Genomic DNA, 18,183 nt, shown 5'->3' with positions numbered 1-18,183 from the left:
CTCGTGTGAACGAGGGTAGGGGCGGCGGGGGCGGCCGTTGCCAGGTTGGTAGCGGGGGTCATCGGCGGGCGTTCTCATGCCGAGCCGCGCAGCATGCGGGCGGTGGCCGCGGTGGTGAGCGGGGGTACCGATGCTCGGTAGGGGGCCAGGGCGGCGGTCGACTTCATGCCCGCCGCCCTGGCGATGACATCTTCTGGGACACGTTGGCGAAGGAGCTCAACGATCCAGGTGCTGCGCAGCCGGGCCAGCTTCAGTTCGGGAAGCCCCGATGCACCCTTCAACGTGCGCTCGGCCCAGTTGGACACACCGTTCTTCGGGTCGGCGACTTGGCGTTGGGGCAGGAACAGGTATCCGTCACCTGCGGCACACGCCCTTGCGGCGAGGGCCTCCTCCCACATCGCTCGGCAGACGACCAGCCGATCGCTGCCCGGTACTGCGACGACCACCGCCTCCGACGGCAGCACGGTGATGTCGGACCCGCGGGTGGCCAGTACCTCGCGGCGTGCCAGTCCGCAGCCGGCGCCGAGGGCCAGCAGCGCCAGGGCGCTGCCGCCGAGGGCGGACGTAGGGGGCAGTGTGCGGGCCCACATCAGGTAGCGGGCGAGTTCCGGCGGGGTGTACGGGGCGGCACGCTGGCGCTTGGCGCTCATTCGGGGTGTGGGCTGTTGGCCGTACTCCAACCACAGCAAAGCCTCGCGGATGCGCAGGAGGATGCTCCGGTAGGTCTGGACGGAACTTCCTTCGAGTTTCGTCCGTGCGAGCAGGTAGCGCGTCATCACCTCTGGCGCCAGCCATGCCAGAGGGTCACGGGCAATGCCGACGCGCTCGGCGTACATGGCCAGACCGGAGAGAGCCAGCATCACTTTCGGTACTGGATATGGGACGGAATCGCAGGTCGCGGCGGCCACCATGCGAACGCCATCGGCGACCAAGGGCCACTCCGATGGCTTTTCCAACGGCTGGTAGCCGAGGATCGCGCCGCTCATAGCCGTCTCCAAAGGAACGCACCACGAAAAGTGGCTACACAAGTGGCCACCTGTTTCGTGAGTGTGCACTTCGACTGTCAGGAGCGCATGCGCATGACCGGAGGACGAGGCCGCAGCAGGCCGCCGCGGGAGCTGGCTCGGGACCCGGAGAACTGGCCCGAGGCGACGTTCGTTGACCAGCCCCAGGCCAGGGTTGTGCAGGCGGTCGCACAAGCCCTGACCAGGCAAATGACCCTTCAGGGGCTGGGTCTGCGACGCGTTGCCGCTCTCAGCAGCGTCAACCGTCAGGCGGTCGCGAATCTCCTCGCCGGCAGTAGCTGGCCGGACGTGGCGACGTTGAGCCGTCTGGAGGACGGGCTCGGCGTGGGTCTCTACCCGGGTACCAATGATCCGGGATCGATGCATTGCTGAACCTCCGGAACCTGCACGTCATCCGTGCAGGCAGGACGGATTGGGCTCAGCACGCCACAGGTGGCCCGACGGTGGGCTACCCTCAAAAATGGCATGCAGAAGCCCCTAGTCGGACTCACATGCTCGGTGCCGCCGAGACTGATCCCTTGGCGGCACCACCAATTCACCGTCCAGCGCCGTGCTGATCCTTCACGGCAACGGACGCGCTGCTAGGCGCTGCTACTTATCGATCCACCTCCGCCCCGGTGTACAGGCCCGGTCCAACCTGCTTCAGGTATCCCTTATTCACCAGGCGGTTGAGCCGGTGGCGCATCCGCTCGATCTCTGCTCGAGGCGCACTCTTGTCAATGAGCGGGATGACTACGTCCTTGGGGCTCATCGGTCGATCAGCCGAGCCCACCAAAGTGACTACCTTCCGGTTCAGCTCGGTAAGTCGACCAGAGTGTTGCGTACCCGGCTGCCCGCCGGGGGCCGACCCTGTATCCGACTCGGACTCGGTGGCTTCTGAAGCGCCATCCGTGGAGGACTGTGTATGACCCCCGTCGCGGCCTCCGGCGGATCCTCCACTCGCAGTCGGTTTCCCAGGAGGCGCCTCTTCGAGAAGCTGCGCTGCAGTACGCCGCGTGATTGCAAGTTCTGCCAGCCGCTCCTCGGCCTCGGCGATCTCAGCGCGCAGCCGGGCAACCAACTCCAGAGCAGCGTGTTCCTCCGCGTCGAGACGATGGAAGAGCATCTCGCTCATTGCCGACCTCCCATCAAACTCCTTACACCCCAGCAAAGTTGAACGCAGGTCCGCCCGCAACCTTGCATGCAAGCGTCACTCTAGAGCCACCGTGTGCCACCGCGGGGCGCCTTGCTAAATCTTGCCTACGCAAGGGAGGGGGCGCGCAAACCATCACGTCGAAGGGGAGCTTGCGTAGCCACGGCGGTGATGCTCTTCGGGGCGTTCGTTGGTCTCCGCGTCCCCCGTAGGGCGGGGCCGCGCACGGGTCTCTTTGATCCGGGGTTGCGTTTGGTGGACTGGCCCTGCGACGTCGATGAGGGCTCGTTCAGGCGAGCGCCAACATGCCATTCAATCCAGGGTGATTGGACCGTCGGGTAGCCAGCCGTTGAGGTAGCCGTCGATCAGAGTCGCCGTGCTGTCGAGGTGGGGTTCCTGCAGGAACGACGAGAGCCTCGCTCGTGCTGCCCACATGACAGCCAGCCCAGACCGTCCTCCTCCATGGATCGAGGTGGTGGCCAAGGGTGCCCTGGTGCGAGTGAGGAACACATGCTCCTCCGTTCGTACCCGTGGCAAGCTGCTCGAGGGAACGGTGGCCCATCTTCGTCCGACAACTGGCCCCAATCGGATGACCGAGCCGCTGAAGCAACGTGTTCCTAGCCTCAGGGCGGCCTCGGCATAGGACTCGACCAGCCGGACCGGGGCGCGTGGCAGGGTCCAGCGCTTGTGGACGGAACCAAAGAGTGGAAAGAGGGCTACGCGCTCTTGTGCATCGATCACGACGAGGGTCACTGTGCGATGAAACCGGGGTCCGGGGAGTTGCATGGAATAACCATCGGTGGCGGCTATATGAATAGCCAGCGGGCTGGACTGGATGGCGGTGCTGACGGCGAAGTAGGTCGGTCGCCAGTCCCTGTTCCAGGCGGTCGCGAACGCGCCACCGCAGCTCAGAGCCCCCTGCCGCAGAACCCGGCAGGGGCTCTGTGGCGTCATGGGGATGTTTGCGCGCGCCACCGGCACTCCGGAGAGATGGGGAAGCGGGCTCCTCGCCCCCTGGGACAGCCGGCTTGATGATTCCCTCGCCCCATGCTGGTGCGCGCAGGCGCTTGGGGCTCTGGAATGCCGGCCCCGGTTGACGGTCTTGTGCGCCACGACGGGCCTGTGCCAGGGGCCCCGGCTTCGCGCCGTACCCAGCGGTCCTCGGCAGTCCGCTGAGGGCCCCTGAACTGTGCAGCCGGACGACTAGGATGCCGGTCGGGGCGCCGAGAGGATGGGCGTGGTGACCGTGTGGTGAGGCTCGCCGAGCCGCACGAAGGCTGACCGCGTCGAAGGTGCCTTCCGCCCTGTTCGCGCCCACGCCAACCAGACCCCAGGAGGTTTCCGGTGACGTCAGTTCCGCGGCCGCCCGCTCCGAAGCCGGGTCCCCCTGCGCCACGTGAGCACTGGTACCAGCCACGCCGTTCCGGCTTCCGGTGGGAGCAGGAAGGGCTTGATCACGTCCGGCAGCTGATGCCGAGGGCCGAGCCGTACCGGGCGTGGGCGACGTTTCAGTTCACGGCGGACTCCGGCCGGGTCAATGAGTGCGACCTGCTGATCGCCGTGCCGGGCGGCCTGTATCTGGTGGAGCTGAAGGGGCACCCGGGGCGGGTGGTGAACCACGGGGACACGTGGCAGTTCCACGCCGACCGGGTGCGGACCTTGAAGAACCCGCTGCATCTCACCGATCTCAAGGCCAAGGAGCTCAAGGGCCGGCTGGAGCGGGCCGCGCGTGCCATGAAGGAGGACCCGAAGCGCATTCCGTACATCAAGCCTGCGGTCTTCCTCCATGACGCGGACCTGGTGAGCGAGCTGGATGAGTTCCAGCGCACGGCGGTCTTCGGGCGCAACGACGGTGCGAGCGGGCTGCCGGGCATCTGGGACGGTCTGCTGGCCCTGCCGCCCGAGCGGGAGAGCTGGCGGGTCACCCCGCAGGACAGCCAGTTGCTCGAGAAGCTGATGAAGCGCATCGGCGTCAGTCAGTCGACGGCTCATCTCCGCTTTGGGGACGGCTGGCGCCTGGAGCCGCGGGCCCTGGATGCCGGGCCCGGATGGGAGGACCGGCTCGCCGTACGCGACGACGGCCTGGTCCAGGAAGGCGGCCGGGTCAGGATCTATCTGGCCGGCGAGGCCGCCTCAGGGCAGCAGCGGCGCCGCGTCGACCGGGCGGCCCGCCGCGAGTACCAGGTGCTGCAGGGCATCAACCACCGTGGCATCGTGCAGGCCGTTCAGATCCACGAGCACCAGGGCGGCCCGGCGATCCTGTTCCGGCACCGTGAGACGGATCTGCGTCTGGACGCCTACTTGGATGCGTACGGGGGCCGGCTCACTCCGTCGGTCCGCCTGGACCTGGTGCGGCAGCTGGCCGAGGCCGTGCGCTACGCCCACAACCGGTCGCTCTACCACCGTGCCCTCTCCGCCCGCTCGGTGTACGTCTCCGCGCGGGAGGACGGCAGCGAACCGGTCCTGCGCATCGCGGACTGGCAGACCGCGGCCCGCGACTTCGAGACGTCTCTGCACCGGTCGCTCGGAGAAACACCGCTGGATGCCGGCCTGATCGCGGACATCGCCCAGGTGTACCTCGCCCCCGAGACGGATCAGGAGTTCGCCGATCCTGTCGACCTCGACGTCTTCGGCCTGGGCAGCCTCGCCTATCTCCTGCTGACCGGCCGCTCGCCCGCGGACCGGCGCAGCACCCTGGTCGACCGGCTGGCCGCCGAGGGTGGACTGCACCCGTACGCCGTTGCGGACAGCGTCTCGGCCGCCCTGGACGATGTGGTCTTCCAGGCGACCGCCGCCGACTTGCAGGAGCGGCTCTCATCGCCCGACGACTTCTTGCGCCTCCTGGATGCCGCGGAGGCCGATGCAGCACCGGCCGACCAGCCGGGGGGTGTGGTCGAGGATCCGCTGACCGTGCAGCCCGGTCAGCCGCTGGACGGCACCTGGACGGTCACCCGGGTGCTGGGCACCGGAGCCACCGCACGTGCGCTGCTCGTGCGGCGCACGGAGGCCGACGGGCCGGCCGATCAGGATTTCCCGCGTGTCTTCAAGGTCGCCCTGGACCATGAGAAGGGCTCCCGCCTGTTCGCTGAGGCGGAGGCGCTCAAGGAGGTGGGTGGTGGCCACATCGCGAAGCTGCTCGCGGAGCCCCGCGAGGTGGCCGGCCGTACCGTCCTGGAGATCGAGTACGCCGGTGGATTCCGCCCACCGGGTGACCAGGATCCGGTCAGTCTCGGTTCCCGGCTGCGCGGTCAGGGGTCGTTGGGGTACGACCAGCTGGAGCGGTTCGGGAACGACCTCCTCGACGCGCTGGACAGTCTCGCCGCCCGTGGGGTGCGCCACCGGGACATCAAGCCGGACAACCTGGGGCTGTTCAAGCGCAGTGACGGTTCCTGGCAGCTGATGCTGTTCGACTTCTCGCTGGCGAACGCCCCCGACCAGGACATCCACGCGGGCACGCGCGGCTATCTCGATCCGTTCCTGGGTGACAGCCGCCGGGCTCGTTACGACGATCACGCCGAGTGGTACGCCGCCGCCGTGACACTGCACGAGATGGCATCCGGTGAACGCCCGGTGTGGGGAGACGGCCAGGGAGACCCGCGCACCGTCCTCGACGCCACGCTGTACGTGGCGCGTGAACTGTTCGATCCGGCACTCAGCGACGGGCTGACCGCCTTCTTCGAGCGCGCCCTGCACCGGGACGTCGAGGAGCGCTACGACAGCCTGCGCCAGATGACCGAGGCATGGCGGCAGTTGTTCCGGACGGCGGACTCAGCCCGTCCGGCGACCACTCCGGCCACCGTCGGTGTGAACGCCGAGGACGTCGAGGATGCACGCGAACAGGCAGCCGCCGCTGCGGGCCCGACGACTCCGCTGGAGGCCGCCGGCCTGTCGCCGCGGGCCGTCTCCGTCGCGGCCGGGCTGGGCGCGGCCACGGTTGACGCGCTGCTGGACATCCCACCCCACACGATCTCCCGCGCCCGTGGTGCGGGCAACGTGATCCGTAAGGAACTCAACCGGCGCCACCGTCAGTGGACGCACGACCTGCGCAGGAAGCCCGCGCCCAAGGCACTCGCCCCGGTCGCCGCGGACGCTCCCGAGGTTGCGCTGGAGTCGGTGGACACGCTGGCGGCCCGCCTCACTCCGGCGCAGGGCAACAGCCGTACCAAGCCGCGGCCCGACGTCGTACGTACCACCCTTCAGCTTCCGGACGCCGAACTGCTGGAGCCCTGGCCCGCCCAGTCGGTCATCGCGAAGGCGCTGGGTGTCAGCCAGACCACTGTGTCGAAGAACCAGCTCGCCGCGATCGAGCAGTGGGCGCTCCTGCCGTGGCTCGGCCGTATCCGCGACGAACTGGTGACGATCCTGGCCGAGCAGGGCAGGGTCATGACGGCCGAGGAGCTGGCGACCGAGCTGCGTGCCCGGCACGGTGCGGGGGACGCCGGTCCCGCCGACACTCTGGGCATGGCGCTCGCCGTGGTCCGTGCGGCGGCCGAGACCGAGGCCCGCAGGCGGCCCGATGACGCGGGTGGTGCCACGGTCGAGGCCCCGGCCAGGCTGGCCGTGCTACGGCGTGCGGGGCGCGTCGTCCTGGCGCTGGAGGACCAGCCGGGCGCCGATGACCCGACGCCGGTCGAGCTGGCCGAGTACGCGGCACGCCTCGGCGAGACCGCGACGACGGTGGCGTACCGGGACCCGCTGCCGGGCCGGGCGACCGTGCTGCGTGAGCTGCGCGCGGTGAAGGCGCCCGACGGAATAGTGCCGCCGGCCGATACGCGTTTGGTGGAGCTTGCCGCGGCCATGGCCCGCGGTGTCGGTTTCTCCCCGCGGCTGGAGCTCTTTCCGCTGGATCTCGATCTGCCGCGTGCCCTGCGGATCTCGCAGGCGCCTGCCGGGGTTCGGGCCCACGTCGGTATCTCCACCACCGATCTGCTGGCCCGGGTCCGTTCCCGGTTCCCCGGTCTGGCGGTCCTGGCCGACACCACGTACGTCGAGCTGGCGGAGGCGCTGACGCAGGCGGACTTCCCCCTGGAGTACGTGGCGCAGCGCAAGCGTTTCCTGCCGCGCGTCCCGGAGCCTCGTGGGAGTCGTCACGAGGTGTCCGTGTCGGCGCTCACCAGCACGGGCGCGCTGCTCACCGCCGCGCAGGGCGAACTGGCCAGGGGCAGGGACCCCCGCCAGGTGCTCGCCGCACGGCTGGACACCGCTCGCAGGCGAGGCGGCTTCTTGGCGCTGACGTTCAAGGGCGCGGAACTCCCGGGCCTGGCGCACAGGTTGGCCGTTCGCTACGGAGTGGTTCCGGTCTCGCTCGATGAGCTGTTCCTCACCGCGATGCGTGAACTGGCCGAGGAGCAGGGGGTGCGGTGGCCCGCGCTGCTGAAGGCGGACGCGAAGTTCGCGGCCAGCGGGGTCATCGGTCCGGCGCTCGCGTCCTACACCCGTCTCGCGGCGGAGCGCGTCACCGAACGAGTCACCGCGCTCGCCGAGCAGGCGGGCACGCGCACGGTGCTCCTGGCTCATCAGGCCGGTCTGGCCGCCCGCTACTGGGAGGCCGGAGGCCGCGGTCTCCTCGTCGCGTTGCAGGAGGCCGCCCGGCGTCCCGCGGACGCCCCGCACGGCCTGTGGCTGCTCGTACCGGCGGAGGACGCGCACGCGACACCGGCGCTGGACGGACGCACGGTCGATGTCGTGGACCGGGCGAGTGAGTGGGCCGTACTGGACGGGCTGTCGCTGAAGGAGTTGCGGGCGGTGGCGTAGCGGTCCCGCGCCGCCCTTGCCCACGCTGCGGAGAGGGTTGCGTCTCGGGTCCCGGGCTCCGAGGCCCGAGCGGCGGTGTCCGAGCTCCGACAGGCTCCGTGCACTCCTTCGTGGGTACGCGGAAGAGGCCCCGGCCCGATCCCTGGGCCTCGGGCCCTGAGCGTCGGGCTCGGAGCTTCGATCCGGCCTGCGGACGAACCGCGCATTGAGCGCGATATCATTCCCACGTGGCAGGTATCCGCGCGCAGTTGAGGTGCGTTGACGAACCATCACCCCGCCCCTGCGCGTTCACCATATGATCCGCAGGGTGTCGAACCGTTCGGTAGAGGACCACTTCGCCAGCGCCGCAGAGCGCCACTTCCGGGACGCCGAGTACCTCCAGGACGACGGCAGGTGGCCCAACGCGGACCACCATCTCGGCTTCGCGGCGGAGTGTGCGCTCAAGAGCCTCCTGCTGCTCTTCACCGAGGCGAGCCTGGACCCCAAGCCGAACGGCAAACCGGCCAAGATGCCTTGGATACGCAAGGAGACCGGCGGGACGCAGGAGTACGGGCACCTGCCCTGGACCGAGACCGACTTGGCCGTGCTGGCACACGGTCCGCTGGGCAACCAGCTGCTCGTCGCCCTGGAGGACCACCTCGACGCCTTCGGGAACTGGAGCGAGCAGGACCGCTACCTGCACTGCGAGCACATCACCGAGGAGACGGTCGCCGCGCTGTACGAGGCGACCCGTGCCATCGTCGGCCTGCACGAATCCGCCCTGATCAACGGAAGCCTGTCATGAGCCCCCGCACCACCTCCGTCCGCTTCGACGAAGCCGGACCGCTCGCCCTCTCCCTCGCCCGCTCCGTGGCCGACGAGGAGTTCACGGTGCTGCTCGTGCGGGACGTACGGGGACGCTTCACCCTGATCGTCGACGACCGCGAGCAGCCGGTGGACGAGAACCGGCGCGACCGCTGGCACGCCGCCCTCGTCAAGCAGCTCACCCCCTACGTCACGGGCCGCCCGCTCACCCTCGCCTCGCAGATGATCACCGCCGACGCCCTGCTGAACTCCCCGCGCGCGACCTCCGACATGCTGCGCCCCTCCGGCGGTGCGGGCAGCGTCCGGCTCCTCGACAACACCGTGGTCGGCGAGGACTGGGCCAAGGTCTCCACACCCGGCCCCGAGGCCGACGGCTCCCGCACCCACCGCACCGCCCTGTACGGCTTCAAGGGCGGGGTGGGCCGCACGACGGCGACCTCGATGCTGGCCCGCCGGCTGGCGGACGACGGTCACATCGTGCTCGTCGTCGACCTCGACCTGGAGTCCCCGGGAGCGGGCCCGCTGCTCGCGGGACCGGACAGCCTGCCGCGCAACGGAATCGTGGACCATCTCGTCGAGGCCGCCGTGGGCAACGCCGACGGGCTGGAGCTCGTGACCCGTACCGCCTACGCCCCGCGCAGCCGCAGCGGCGAACTGTGGGTGGCGCCCGCGCGCGGGCTGGGGACGGACGGAGTCCCGTACGCGTACGTCGACAAGCTCAACCGGGTCTACGCCGACCTTCCGGGCTCCTCCTTCGCCGACCGGCTGGCCGAGGCGGTCGAGGCCTGCGAGGAGGCGGTGGCGCTCGGGGACAGCGGCCTGCGCCCCGACGTGGTGCTCCTCGACAGCAGGGCCGGGATCCATGACGTGGCCGCCGTCACCATCTCCCGCCTGTGCGACCTCGCGCTCCTCTTCGGCGCGGACAACGCCCAGACGTGGGCGGGCTACGGCGACCTCTTCGCGGCCTGGCAGTCCTCCGGCCGTGCGCCGGACATCCGCGAGAAGCTCCGCATGGTCGCCTCGATGGTGCCGGACACGGTGCACCACTCCATGGACGACTATCTGGACGCCTTCACGGCCCGCTCGTACGAGTGCTTCGCCGCGCTGTACGACGAAGTGGCCCCGGGGGAAGCGCTGTCGCTCTCCACGGACGACACCGCACGCATCGCGTTCGCGCCGAGCGAGAAGGATGACGCGGCCCCGCACCACCCCATCCCGATCCTCTTCGAGCCCGGCCTGGTCGGGCTGGGGGCGGGCGACGCCCGCACCTGGCAGGACCGCGCGTTCGTGAAGGCCGCGTACGGTGAATTCCTGGACACCGCCGCCCGGCTGATCACGGCCGGCCCCGGCGACGAGGAGGGAACGCGATGACGGAGCCGCTGACCGCGCGCGAGTACCGCGACCTGGTGTCGGACGCGCTGAGGGACGCCGCCGAGGCCGACACCCGGCGGCCCACCGCGCACACCCTGTTCATGCCGGACTCGCACCGCACCGCCCTCTACGTCGACAACACCGTGGTGCAGGGCGGGCGGGGAGTCGGCAAGACGTTCTGGTACCGCTCGCTCCTCGACGGAGACCTGCGGGGCTTCGCGGCCGACGAGTACCGCATCGCGCGGCTGCGGCGGTTGAACGTGGCCCCGGGGCACGGTGCGGACCCGAAGATCGACTGCTACCCCAGCCACCTCGTCCTGCGGAACCTGGTCGAGGAGGGGGCGCCCCCCTACGAGATCTGGTACACGGTCCTGCTGACCGCCCTGGGACAGGCGGAGCTGAAGGACCTGCCCGAGTGGCGGGACAAGGTCGCCTGGGTGCGGGCGAACGCGAGCACGGCCCAGCGCACGATCGAGCAGGCGGACCAGCAGGCACGTGACGCGAACACCGTGCACCTGCTCGTCTTCGACGCGCTGGAGCACCTGCACGGTGATCGGGAACAGGCCGACCGGCTGGTCGCCGGCATTCTCCAACTGGCCCTGCAGATGCGGATCGGCACGCGCAACATCCGCTTCAAGGTGTTCATTCGGCCGGACATGTTCGACGGGGCCAAGCACCACTTCCCCGATGCCTCCAAGCTCTCGGGCAACGCGGCACGGCTCGAATGGTCACAGACGGATCTGTACGGTCTCCTCTTCCACTGTCTGGGCAATGGGGAGGGCGAGCCGTCCGCACGCTTCCGCAGGCTCATCGGAGGCTGGGAGGACGACGCCGGTGGACTGCGCTACGTACCGCCGATGGCACTCCGCAACGACGAGCGGGCGCAACTGGATCTGTTCGAGCAGATCGCCGACCCCTTCATGGGCGCGAACTTCCGCAAGGGCCGGCCCTACACCTGGCTCCCCAACCACCTCATGGACGGCCGCGAGCAGGTCAGCCCCCGCAGCTTCCTCCACGCCCTGTTCGAAGCGGCCGAGGCGACCCGCTTCGAGCGTCCGTCCCACGACCGCGCCCTGCACCACCAAGCCATCCGCAAGGGCGTGCAGTCGGCCTCGGAGATCCGGGTGTACGAGGTCAGCGAGGACACTCCGTGGGTGAGTCTCGCCATAGAGCCGCTCAACGGCTGCCAGGTTCCCATCGAGGAGCCCAAGGTGATCGGGATCTGGAAAGAGCGGGACCTGTCCGCCGCCCTGCGCGCCGACTCCGCCCAGTACACGCAGGCCGACGGGCCCGAATTCGTCCGCACCGGCCCCCGTCATCCCGACGACCTTCCCCGCCTGGTCGAGGAGCTGATCGACCTCGGCGTCATGCGCCGCCGCCGAGACCTGCGCCTGGACCTGCCGGACGTGTACCGGATCGCCTTCCGGGTGGGACGGCGGGGCGGGGTGCCGATGTCGGCGGGCTGACGGCTGCGGGCTGCGGCTCCCGGTGGCCTCGTCCGGGCTGGCAGGATGGCGGTATGCATACTCCGCGTATGCATGAACGTGTGCGTACGCGTATGCCGTGAGGTCACGGCAGGCTCGCCAGGGAAGTGGGAGAGGTTCCGCCGGTGTCGTCCGAGGAAGACCGTACGAAGGCCGGGTCGCTCGACCAGGCCGCCCTGCTCAAGGATCTGCAACGCCAGGTCGTCCTGTTGCAGGAGGACCTCCGGGAGCGCACGGAGTCGGTGCAGGAGTACGCGACGACCCTGCACGCCGAGTACGACCGCGCCCTGCTGTCCGAGCGCACCGGCTCCCCGTACGAGACGTGGCGCGACGAGCGCGTGGTGCAGATCGCGGCCGCCTGGATCCTGGCCTGTGTCTTCGTCCGCTTCAGCGAGGACAACGGCCTGGTCCCCGATGCCTGGCTCTCCGGCCCCGGGGAGCGCCTGGCCGAGGCGCAGGACCGGCACGACGACTTCTTCCGCCGCAGCCCCGAGCTGAACGACCGCGACTGGCTGACGGAGTCCTTCGACGCGCTGGGTGCCTCGCACCCCACGGCGGCCGGCCTCTTCGACCGCCGCCACAACCCGCTGTGGGAGGTCACGCCGTCCTACGAGGCGGCGACCCGCCTGCTGGCGTTCTGGCGCGAGCGCGGGGCGGACGGTGAGGTCCGCTACGACTTCTGTGACCCCGAGCTGAACACTCGCTTCCTCGGCGACCTGTACCAGGACCTCTCCGAGTACGCCCGCAAGACGTACGCCCTGCTCCAGACCCCGGTGTTCGTCGAGGAGTTCATCCTCGACCTGACACTGGACCCGGCGATCGAGGAGTTCGGCCTCGACCCGGTCTGGAAGCACCGGCCGGACGGCTGGCGCGGCGAACTCACGGACGGCGAGGTACGCGGCCTGCGCTGCATCGACCCCGCGTGCGGCTCGGGCCACTTCCTGCTGGGCATGTTCGAGCGCGTGCTGGCGCGGTGGCGCGAGCTGGAGCCCGGCACGGACGACTGGGTCCTGATCCGCCGCGCCCTGGAGTCGGTCCACGGCGCGGACAAGAACCCGTTCGCGGCGTCGATCGCCCGCTTCCGCCTGCTGGTGGCGGCACTCAAGGAGTGCGGCGTACGGGAGCTGCGCGGCGCCCCGGAGATGCCGATCCGCGTGGCGGTGGGGGACTCGCTGCTGCACGGTCGGGGGGCGGAGGGCGTCACGGAGTCGCTGTTCGCGGAACGGGAGACGTTCTACTACCGCACGGAGGATGCGCAGGAGTACGCGCGGGACGTGGACCTGCTGGGCCGGGGGACGTACCACGTGGTGGTGGCGAACCCGCCGTACATCACGGTGAAGGACAAGCAGGAGAACGCCAACTACAAGGCCGCATACAGTGCTTGCTACCGCCAGTACGCGTTGTCGGTGCCGTTCGCCCAGCGGATCTTCGAGCTTGCGGTGCGGGGTGGGGGCGGCGAGCGCACGGGTGGGTTCACGGGGCAGATCACCGCGAACTCCTTCATGAAGCGGGAGTTCGGGAAGAAGCTGATCGAGGAGTTCTTCCCGAAGGTGGACCTGACGCATGTGATCGACACGTCGGGGGCGTTCATCCCGGGGCACGGGACGCCGACGGTCATTCTGGCGGGGCGGAACCAGAACCAGTTGCAGGCGGACAAGGTGCGGGCCGTGCTGGGTGTGCGGGGGGAGCCGAGCCAGCCGGATGACGCGGCGCGGGGGCTGGTGTGGCAGGCGATCGTGAAGCAGGTGGGGAGGGCGGGGAGCGAGTCGGATTGGGTGTCGGTGGAGGACGTGGGGAGGGGGCGGTTCGCATCGTTTCCCTGGTCGCTCTCCGGGGGCGGTGCGTCTGATGTCATGGCTGTGCTGGAGAAGGCGCGTGGCCGCTTGAAGGATGTGATCGAGGAGTCTGGGCGAACCACGCATACGGGCCTTGATGAGGCCTACTACATGCCGCCGGCCGCTGCTGCCACGCGGAGCATGACCCCCGGGACGGTGCCTGTGATTCTGGGAGAAGAGGTACGCGAGTACGGGATTCGGTCGACGACCCGTACCTTCTTTCCCTACACCACGGTCGCGCCCGTGAGCGTGCGCGGGCGCGGGCGGGACCTAGTGCCGTCGGAAGAGAAGTTTGCGTGGCCGAACCGCACTGTTCTGCGAGAGCGCCTTGATTTTGGTGAGACTCCGGAAGAGCGAGGGCTGAGCTGGTTCGCCCACAGCATGTTCTTCCCGAAGCGATATCGCGCCCAGATGTCGATCGCTTTCGCTTTCGTCGCCACGCACAATCACTTCGTGTTGGACCGGGGTGGGAAAGTGTTCAATCGTTCCGCGCCGGTCATCAAGCTGCCTGAGGGGGCCAGCGAGGAGCAGCACCTGGAGCTGCTGGGGGTGCTGAATTCCTCGGTGGCGTGCTTCTGGTTGAAGCAGGTGAGCCAGGGCAAGGGCGGCAGCGGCCTCGGGCGAGGCCTTCAGGACGAGGAGTGGGAGGAACGCTACGAGTTCACTGGCACCAAACTTCAGGAGTACCCGCTCCCCGCTGCGCTTCCACTGGCTTACGGGTACGAACTCGACGTTTTTGCTCAGAAGCAAACCGAATACGAGCCCTCAGTCCTCGCGACTGACGCCGTTCCGAACCGTGCCGCATTCGAGCAAGCGCGCGGCGCACAAGACCGCGTCCGCGCTCGGATGATCGCACTCCAGGACGAGCTGGACTGGACTGTCTACGGGGCTTACGGACTGCTCACACCGTCAGAGGTCGCGCGGACCACGCTCCCGGGTGAACCCGCTGAGCTGGCTGATGCCGACGTGCCGCAACTAGCGCTCGGACAGCGCGCATTCGAGATCGCCCTAGCGCGCAGAGTGCGAGACGAAGAGGCTGAGACCGCCTGGTTCAGCCGCCACCGCTCCACGGCGATCACCGAGATCCCCGCCGAATGGCCCGACGCCTACAAGAAGGTCGTCCAGGCCCGCCTCGACCTCATCGAGTCCAACAAGGACATCCGACTCATCGAGTGCCCCGAGTACAAGCGCCGCTGGAAAGTCGACCTTTGGGAGGACCGTGAGGCGGCTGCCCTCCGCGCCTGGCTGCTCGATGCCGCCGAGCGCAAGGACCTGTGGTTCGAGGAGCGTGACGGGTTCACGTCTCCGCGCCCTCTCACCGTGAGCCAGCTTGCCGACGCCCTCCGCCACGACGAGGACGTCCAGTCCGTCGCCGCGCTGTACGCGGCCGACCACCTCGGCAAGCGGGAGGCCTCCCTGGCGACTGTGCTCGCCGCCGTGATCGAGCCCGAGCACGTCCCGTACCTCAGCGTCCTGCGCTACAAGGAGACCGGCCTCCGCAAGCGCGTGCAGTGGGAGCACGTCTGGGAGCAGCAGCGGGAGGAGGACCGTACCGGGCAGCGGCTCGACATCGCGGTTCCGCCGAAGTACACGGGCGCCGACTTCCTCAAGCATTCCTACTGGTCGAACAGAGGCAAGCTCGACGTACCCAAGGAGCGGTTCATCTCCTATCCGGACGCGTCGACCGACAACGACCAGTCGCTCCTCCTCGGTTGGGCCGGCTGGAACCACCGTGAGCAGGCGGAGGCGCTGTCCAACCTCGTCCACGACCGGGTGGAGAAGGACGGCTGGCCGAAGGAGGACCCTCGCTTCGTGCCGCTGCTCGCCGGTCTCCAGGAGGCCCTGCCCTGGGTGCACCAGTGGTACGACGAGTTCGACGCCGAGTGGGACGGCAACCCGGCCGAGGAGTTGCAGAGAGGGCTCAACCTGGGCCGTACCGAGCGCCACCTGTCCGAGGCCGACCTGCGCGCCTGGCGCCCGGAGAAGAAGCGGGGCGGCCGAAAGAAGGCCGCCGAGTAGGTCCGCACACATGAATGTGGGCGGGACCCGGCCTCCGGTCCCGCCCACCTACACGTACGGGCGCGTCAGCCGCCTGCGGCCATCCGCACGAACCGCGCCCATCCGGCGCTTCCGACGCTCAGGACCGGCCCGTCGGCCTGCTTGGAGTCGCGGATGTACACAGACGGGTGGACAGCAGCAATCTCTACGCAGTCGCCCCCGTTGCCCGCGCTGTAACTGCTCTTGAACCAGCCTCGCACGCCTGCGCTCGTCGCCGGTGCTTCCTTGCTCATTGTTCTCCCCACAGCCTCTTGATGAAGGCCAGCGACTCCCTCGGCGTCAGTGCCTGGGCCCGGAGGACGCCGTAGGTCGATTCGTACGCGCCGACCTTCTTCGGTTCCGCGTGCAGTGCGCTCTCGTCCTGCACTTCAACGTAGCCCATCCTGCGCTGATCACCGATGTGGAGCAACGTGAACGCCCCTGCCAGGCCGGCGTGTTCTTCGCGGTCGGTCGGCATGACCTGGATCTCGATGTTCCGTTCGTGCCCGAACAGCAGAAGCTGCTCCAACTGTCCTCGTAATACGGCTCGCCCGCCGAGCGGACGCCGCAGCGCGGATTCCTCGATGACGAAGCTCAGGAGCGGCGCCGGGCGTCGGGAGAAGAGCTTCTGGCGATCCATGCGAGCGGAGACGCGCTGTTCGACGGTGTCGGAGTCGAGCAGCGGGCGCCACATCTCGAAGACCGCTCGCGCGTATTCCTCCGTCTGCAACAGGCCCTTCACCACATGGTTCTCGTACGCGTGGAGCTGCGTGGCCTCCGCCTCCAGTTGCGCGTATCGACGGAAGAACGACGGATACCGAGCCCGCTCCACCTCCCCCTTCATCGCCACCAGCACGCCCCGCGCGCCCACGGCCAGGTCCACCGCGTCCACCATCTCCGGCTTCGGGATGCGGCGCCCCTGCTCCACGGCGGCGATCTGCGCCTCGCCGTACCCGACGAGGGCGCCCAACTCCGCCTGCGTCAGGCCCGCGGACTCGCGCAGGAGCTTCATCTGGCGGCCGAAGCAGCGCAGGAACCCGCTGCCCGGTTCCGCGGCACTCTCGACGGGGTCGGCCACCGCAACATCCATCGCTCCCGCGCTCCTTCGGTCGGCAGGCAGTGGCAACGAGGCTAGGACCGTGCGAGGCGCTGAAGGGCGGGTTCCGCGTAAACGTCCGTCGTGTGGGTGAGCGCCCGGCCCTCCCGGCAAGTTCCTGCCGGGGAGTTCCGCTCTGGCGTCACTGGCCAATGAGGTCGCTGACGACGTGGCCCCAGAAGTCGCCACAGGACGATCTCGGGAACGGGTGGTGCAGGGCGACCAGGCTCAGTCGATGTCCATGACGGCGTCCGTCGCAGCGGCCCTTCGGGCGTTGTTCCTGAGGTTGGCGAAGGGCAGAGCTCCACCGTGGAGTTCTTTGAACTCGTCGATCAGATCCTGCTCGGCCTCACCCGCGTCGTCCTCGGTCATCGGCAGCCAGGCGACGAGCAGCGCGTCCGAGTCGGTCAACTGCCAGATGTAGCGGCCTCCCCAGTGGCCGGCCAGCAGCCCGGCGCCGTGGCGGCGGTAATCGGCGAGGCGCTGCTTCAGTCCGTCCTGGCCCGCGGCCTTGCCGATGTACACGACCGCTGCCCCGTCCACCCAGGCGGCGCCGAGCTTGTCGGCGGTCACCGATGGGTCGCGGCCCTTGCGGTGTCCGGCAGGGCTGAGGGGAAGGAACGAGGGGAGCGAGGCGTCCGTACGGATCACCACGTAGATTCCGTGCCCGGCGGAGACGTTGCTGTCGGGCAGCGCACGGAACGGCACGAAGCCGCGGAAACCCCGCGCGGTCAGGGTTTTCTGCGTCAGCTCTGGTGTCGGGCTCATGCCAGGCATCGTGCCAGGCGCAGCTGACTGTGCCTGGCTGAACGTGCGAAAGGCTCCGTCCTTCGGGCCGCCCGGACGTGGTCTGCCGGAGTGGACCGGAGTTCAGGCGAGGAGGCCCGGCGGAACCGCAGGCGTCGTAACGGACAGGTCCACAGGGCCCCGACAGCGCCGCCCCCGCCCCCTACAGGCCCTCTCTGTAGGGGTGTCACTCCTGGCCGGGGCGGGTCACCCGTCACGAGACTTCTGGCATGACGACGACCGGCCTCCCCGCGCCGCCCACCGACGACCTCTTCGAGCTGCGCTTCTCCTCCACCGCGCGCGGCGCACGCCTGGCCCGGCGGCTGGCGTCGCACCGCGTCCACACCTGGGGCCATCGCTACGGCTCCGAGGTGAACGACACGGTGAGCCTGATCGTGGGCGAACTGGCCGCGAACGCCGTCACCCACGGGCTGGTCCCCGGCCGGGACGCCCAGGTGCGGCTGGTCCGGCTGACCCGCGAGCGGCTGCGCGTGGAGGTCAGCGACACCCGGGGCGAACGGATGCCGGCGGTGCGCGCGGTCCTGCCCGCGGGCGACGAGGTGGCGGGGCGCGGACTGGTGCTGGTCGCGGCGCTGTGCCAGGAGTGGGGCGTGAGTGACCGCAAGGGGGCCCCGGGGAAGACGGTCTGGGCTGTGGTGGTGACGGCGACGCCATGAGTCGGCCCCCTCCGGCCGAAGGGCTCTACCGCGTTGCTCCCGCGCCGGGCGAGCACTCCATCGAGACGTACATCCCGCTGATCAACCACAGCGTCGATCTCGATGATGGCAGGATGGCCGAGCAACTCGCCCTTGGCTTGGCCGATTTCGCGTGCCGCGAACCGGCGGGCAGGTAGTCGCAA

The 18,183-nt window shown here is 69.3% G+C and carries 14 protein-coding genes; 8 read left to right on the top strand and 6 right to left on the bottom strand.

Features of this window, described 5'->3' with window-relative positions:
* Positions 1 to 74 precede the first annotated feature (74 nt).
* The gene (locus ACFYPA_RS27240; RefSeq protein WP_389134709.1) at positions 75 to 986 is read right to left on the bottom strand and encodes a hypothetical protein; all 912 of its coding nucleotides are present in this window, start codon (positions 984 to 986) and stop codon (positions 75 to 77) included.
* A 30-nt stretch (positions 987 to 1,016) separates the two neighbouring features.
* Between ACFYPA_RS27240 and ACFYPA_RS27235 the strand changes: the two genes are divergently transcribed.
* Positions 1,017 to 1,397 (top strand): helix-turn-helix domain-containing protein, encoded by a 381-nt coding sequence (locus tag ACFYPA_RS27235; RefSeq protein ID WP_364650064.1) that lies wholly within the window; start codon positions 1,017 to 1,019, stop codon positions 1,395 to 1,397.
* 223 nt (positions 1,398 to 1,620) lie between these two features.
* Here the strand turns inward: ACFYPA_RS27235 and ACFYPA_RS27230 are convergent, their stop codons facing one another.
* Together ACFYPA_RS27230 and ACFYPA_RS27225 are read right to left on the bottom strand one after the other, a co-directional pair.
* Positions 1,621 to 2,139 (bottom strand): hypothetical protein, encoded by a 519-nt coding sequence (locus ACFYPA_RS27230; protein ID WP_389134706.1) that lies wholly within the window; start codon positions 2,137 to 2,139, stop codon positions 1,621 to 1,623.
* Positions 2,140 to 2,469: 330 nt separating this feature from the next.
* Positions 2,470 to 2,592: a hypothetical protein gene (locus ACFYPA_RS27225; RefSeq protein WP_389134704.1), complete on the bottom strand. Its 123-nt coding sequence runs from the start codon at positions 2,590 to 2,592 to the stop codon at positions 2,470 to 2,472.
* Positions 2,593 to 3,501: 909 nt separating this feature from the next.
* On the opposite strand from ACFYPA_RS27225, the gene pglW reads away from it, so the two are divergent.
* The 5 genes from pglW to pglX all read left to right on the top strand — a co-directional run bounded on the left by pglW (position 3,502) and on the right by pglX (position 15,424).
* Positions 3,502 to 7,911 (top strand): BREX system serine/threonine kinase PglW, encoded by a 4,410-nt coding sequence (gene pglW, locus ACFYPA_RS27220; protein WP_389134701.1) that lies wholly within the window; start codon positions 3,502 to 3,504, stop codon positions 7,909 to 7,911.
* A 307-nt stretch (positions 7,912 to 8,218) separates the two neighbouring features.
* The gene (locus tag ACFYPA_RS27215; RefSeq protein ID WP_389134699.1) at positions 8,219 to 8,695 is read left to right on the top strand and encodes a hypothetical protein; all 477 of its coding nucleotides are present in this window, start codon (positions 8,219 to 8,221) and stop codon (positions 8,693 to 8,695) included.
* Positions 8,692 to 10,086, top strand: coding sequence for a KGGVGR-motif variant AAA ATPase (locus ACFYPA_RS27210; RefSeq protein ID WP_389134696.1), 1,395 nt, complete (start codon positions 8,692 to 8,694; stop codon positions 10,084 to 10,086). The genes ACFYPA_RS27215 and ACFYPA_RS27210 overlap by 4 nt, the downstream gene beginning before the upstream one ends.
* Positions 10,083 to 11,552 carry a hypothetical protein gene (locus tag ACFYPA_RS27205; RefSeq protein WP_389134693.1) on the top strand — a complete coding sequence of 490 codons (1,470 nt, stop codon included), beginning with the start codon at positions 10,083 to 10,085 and terminating at the stop codon, positions 11,550 to 11,552. Before ACFYPA_RS27210 ends, ACFYPA_RS27205 begins: the two co-directional genes overlap by 4 nt.
* A gap of 143 nt (positions 11,553 to 11,695) precedes the next feature.
* The gene (pglX, locus tag ACFYPA_RS27200; RefSeq protein WP_389134690.1) at positions 11,696 to 15,424 is read left to right on the top strand and encodes a BREX-2 system adenine-specific DNA-methyltransferase PglX; all 3,729 of its coding nucleotides are present in this window, start codon (positions 11,696 to 11,698) and stop codon (positions 15,422 to 15,424) included.
* 65 nt (positions 15,425 to 15,489) lie between these two features.
* On the opposite strand, the gene ACFYPA_RS27195 is transcribed toward pglX, so the two are convergent.
* The 3 genes from ACFYPA_RS27195 to ACFYPA_RS27185 form a co-directional block, all read right to left on the bottom strand.
* Positions 15,490 to 15,696 carry a DUF397 domain-containing protein gene (locus ACFYPA_RS27195; RefSeq protein WP_389134688.1) on the bottom strand — a complete coding sequence of 69 codons (207 nt, stop codon included), beginning with the start codon at positions 15,694 to 15,696 and terminating at the stop codon, positions 15,490 to 15,492.
* Positions 15,693 to 16,532: a Scr1 family TA system antitoxin-like transcriptional regulator gene (locus tag ACFYPA_RS27190; protein ID WP_389134685.1), complete on the bottom strand. Its 840-nt coding sequence runs from the start codon at positions 16,530 to 16,532 to the stop codon at positions 15,693 to 15,695. Before ACFYPA_RS27190 ends, ACFYPA_RS27195 begins: the two co-directional genes overlap by 4 nt.
* Positions 16,533 to 16,766: 234 nt before the next feature.
* Positions 16,767 to 17,306, bottom strand: a complete 540-nt coding sequence (locus tag ACFYPA_RS27185; RefSeq protein WP_389134682.1) for a hypothetical protein — start codon at positions 17,304 to 17,306, stop codon at positions 16,767 to 16,769.
* Between the two features lie 248 nt (positions 17,307 to 17,554).
* Between ACFYPA_RS27185 and ACFYPA_RS27180 the strand changes: the two genes are divergently transcribed.
* Both ACFYPA_RS27180 and ACFYPA_RS27175 read left to right on the top strand, forming a co-directional pair.
* Positions 17,555 to 18,001: an ATP-binding protein gene (locus ACFYPA_RS27180; RefSeq protein WP_389134679.1), complete on the top strand. Its 447-nt coding sequence runs from the start codon at positions 17,555 to 17,557 to the stop codon at positions 17,999 to 18,001.
* Positions 17,998 to 18,177 (top strand): hypothetical protein, encoded by a 180-nt coding sequence (locus ACFYPA_RS27175; RefSeq protein ID WP_389134676.1) that lies wholly within the window; start codon positions 17,998 to 18,000, stop codon positions 18,175 to 18,177. The genes ACFYPA_RS27180 and ACFYPA_RS27175 overlap by 4 nt, the downstream gene beginning before the upstream one ends.
* The last annotated feature ends 6 nt before the right edge of the window (positions 18,178 to 18,183 follow it).

This window comes from Streptomyces sp. NPDC005775, assembly GCF_042871565.1.
Taxonomy (GTDB): Bacteria; Actinomycetota; Actinomycetes; order Streptomycetales; family Streptomycetaceae; genus Streptomyces.
Note: the sequence above shows the minus strand (reverse complement) of the source record. Positions and strands in the feature narration are given on the sequence as shown.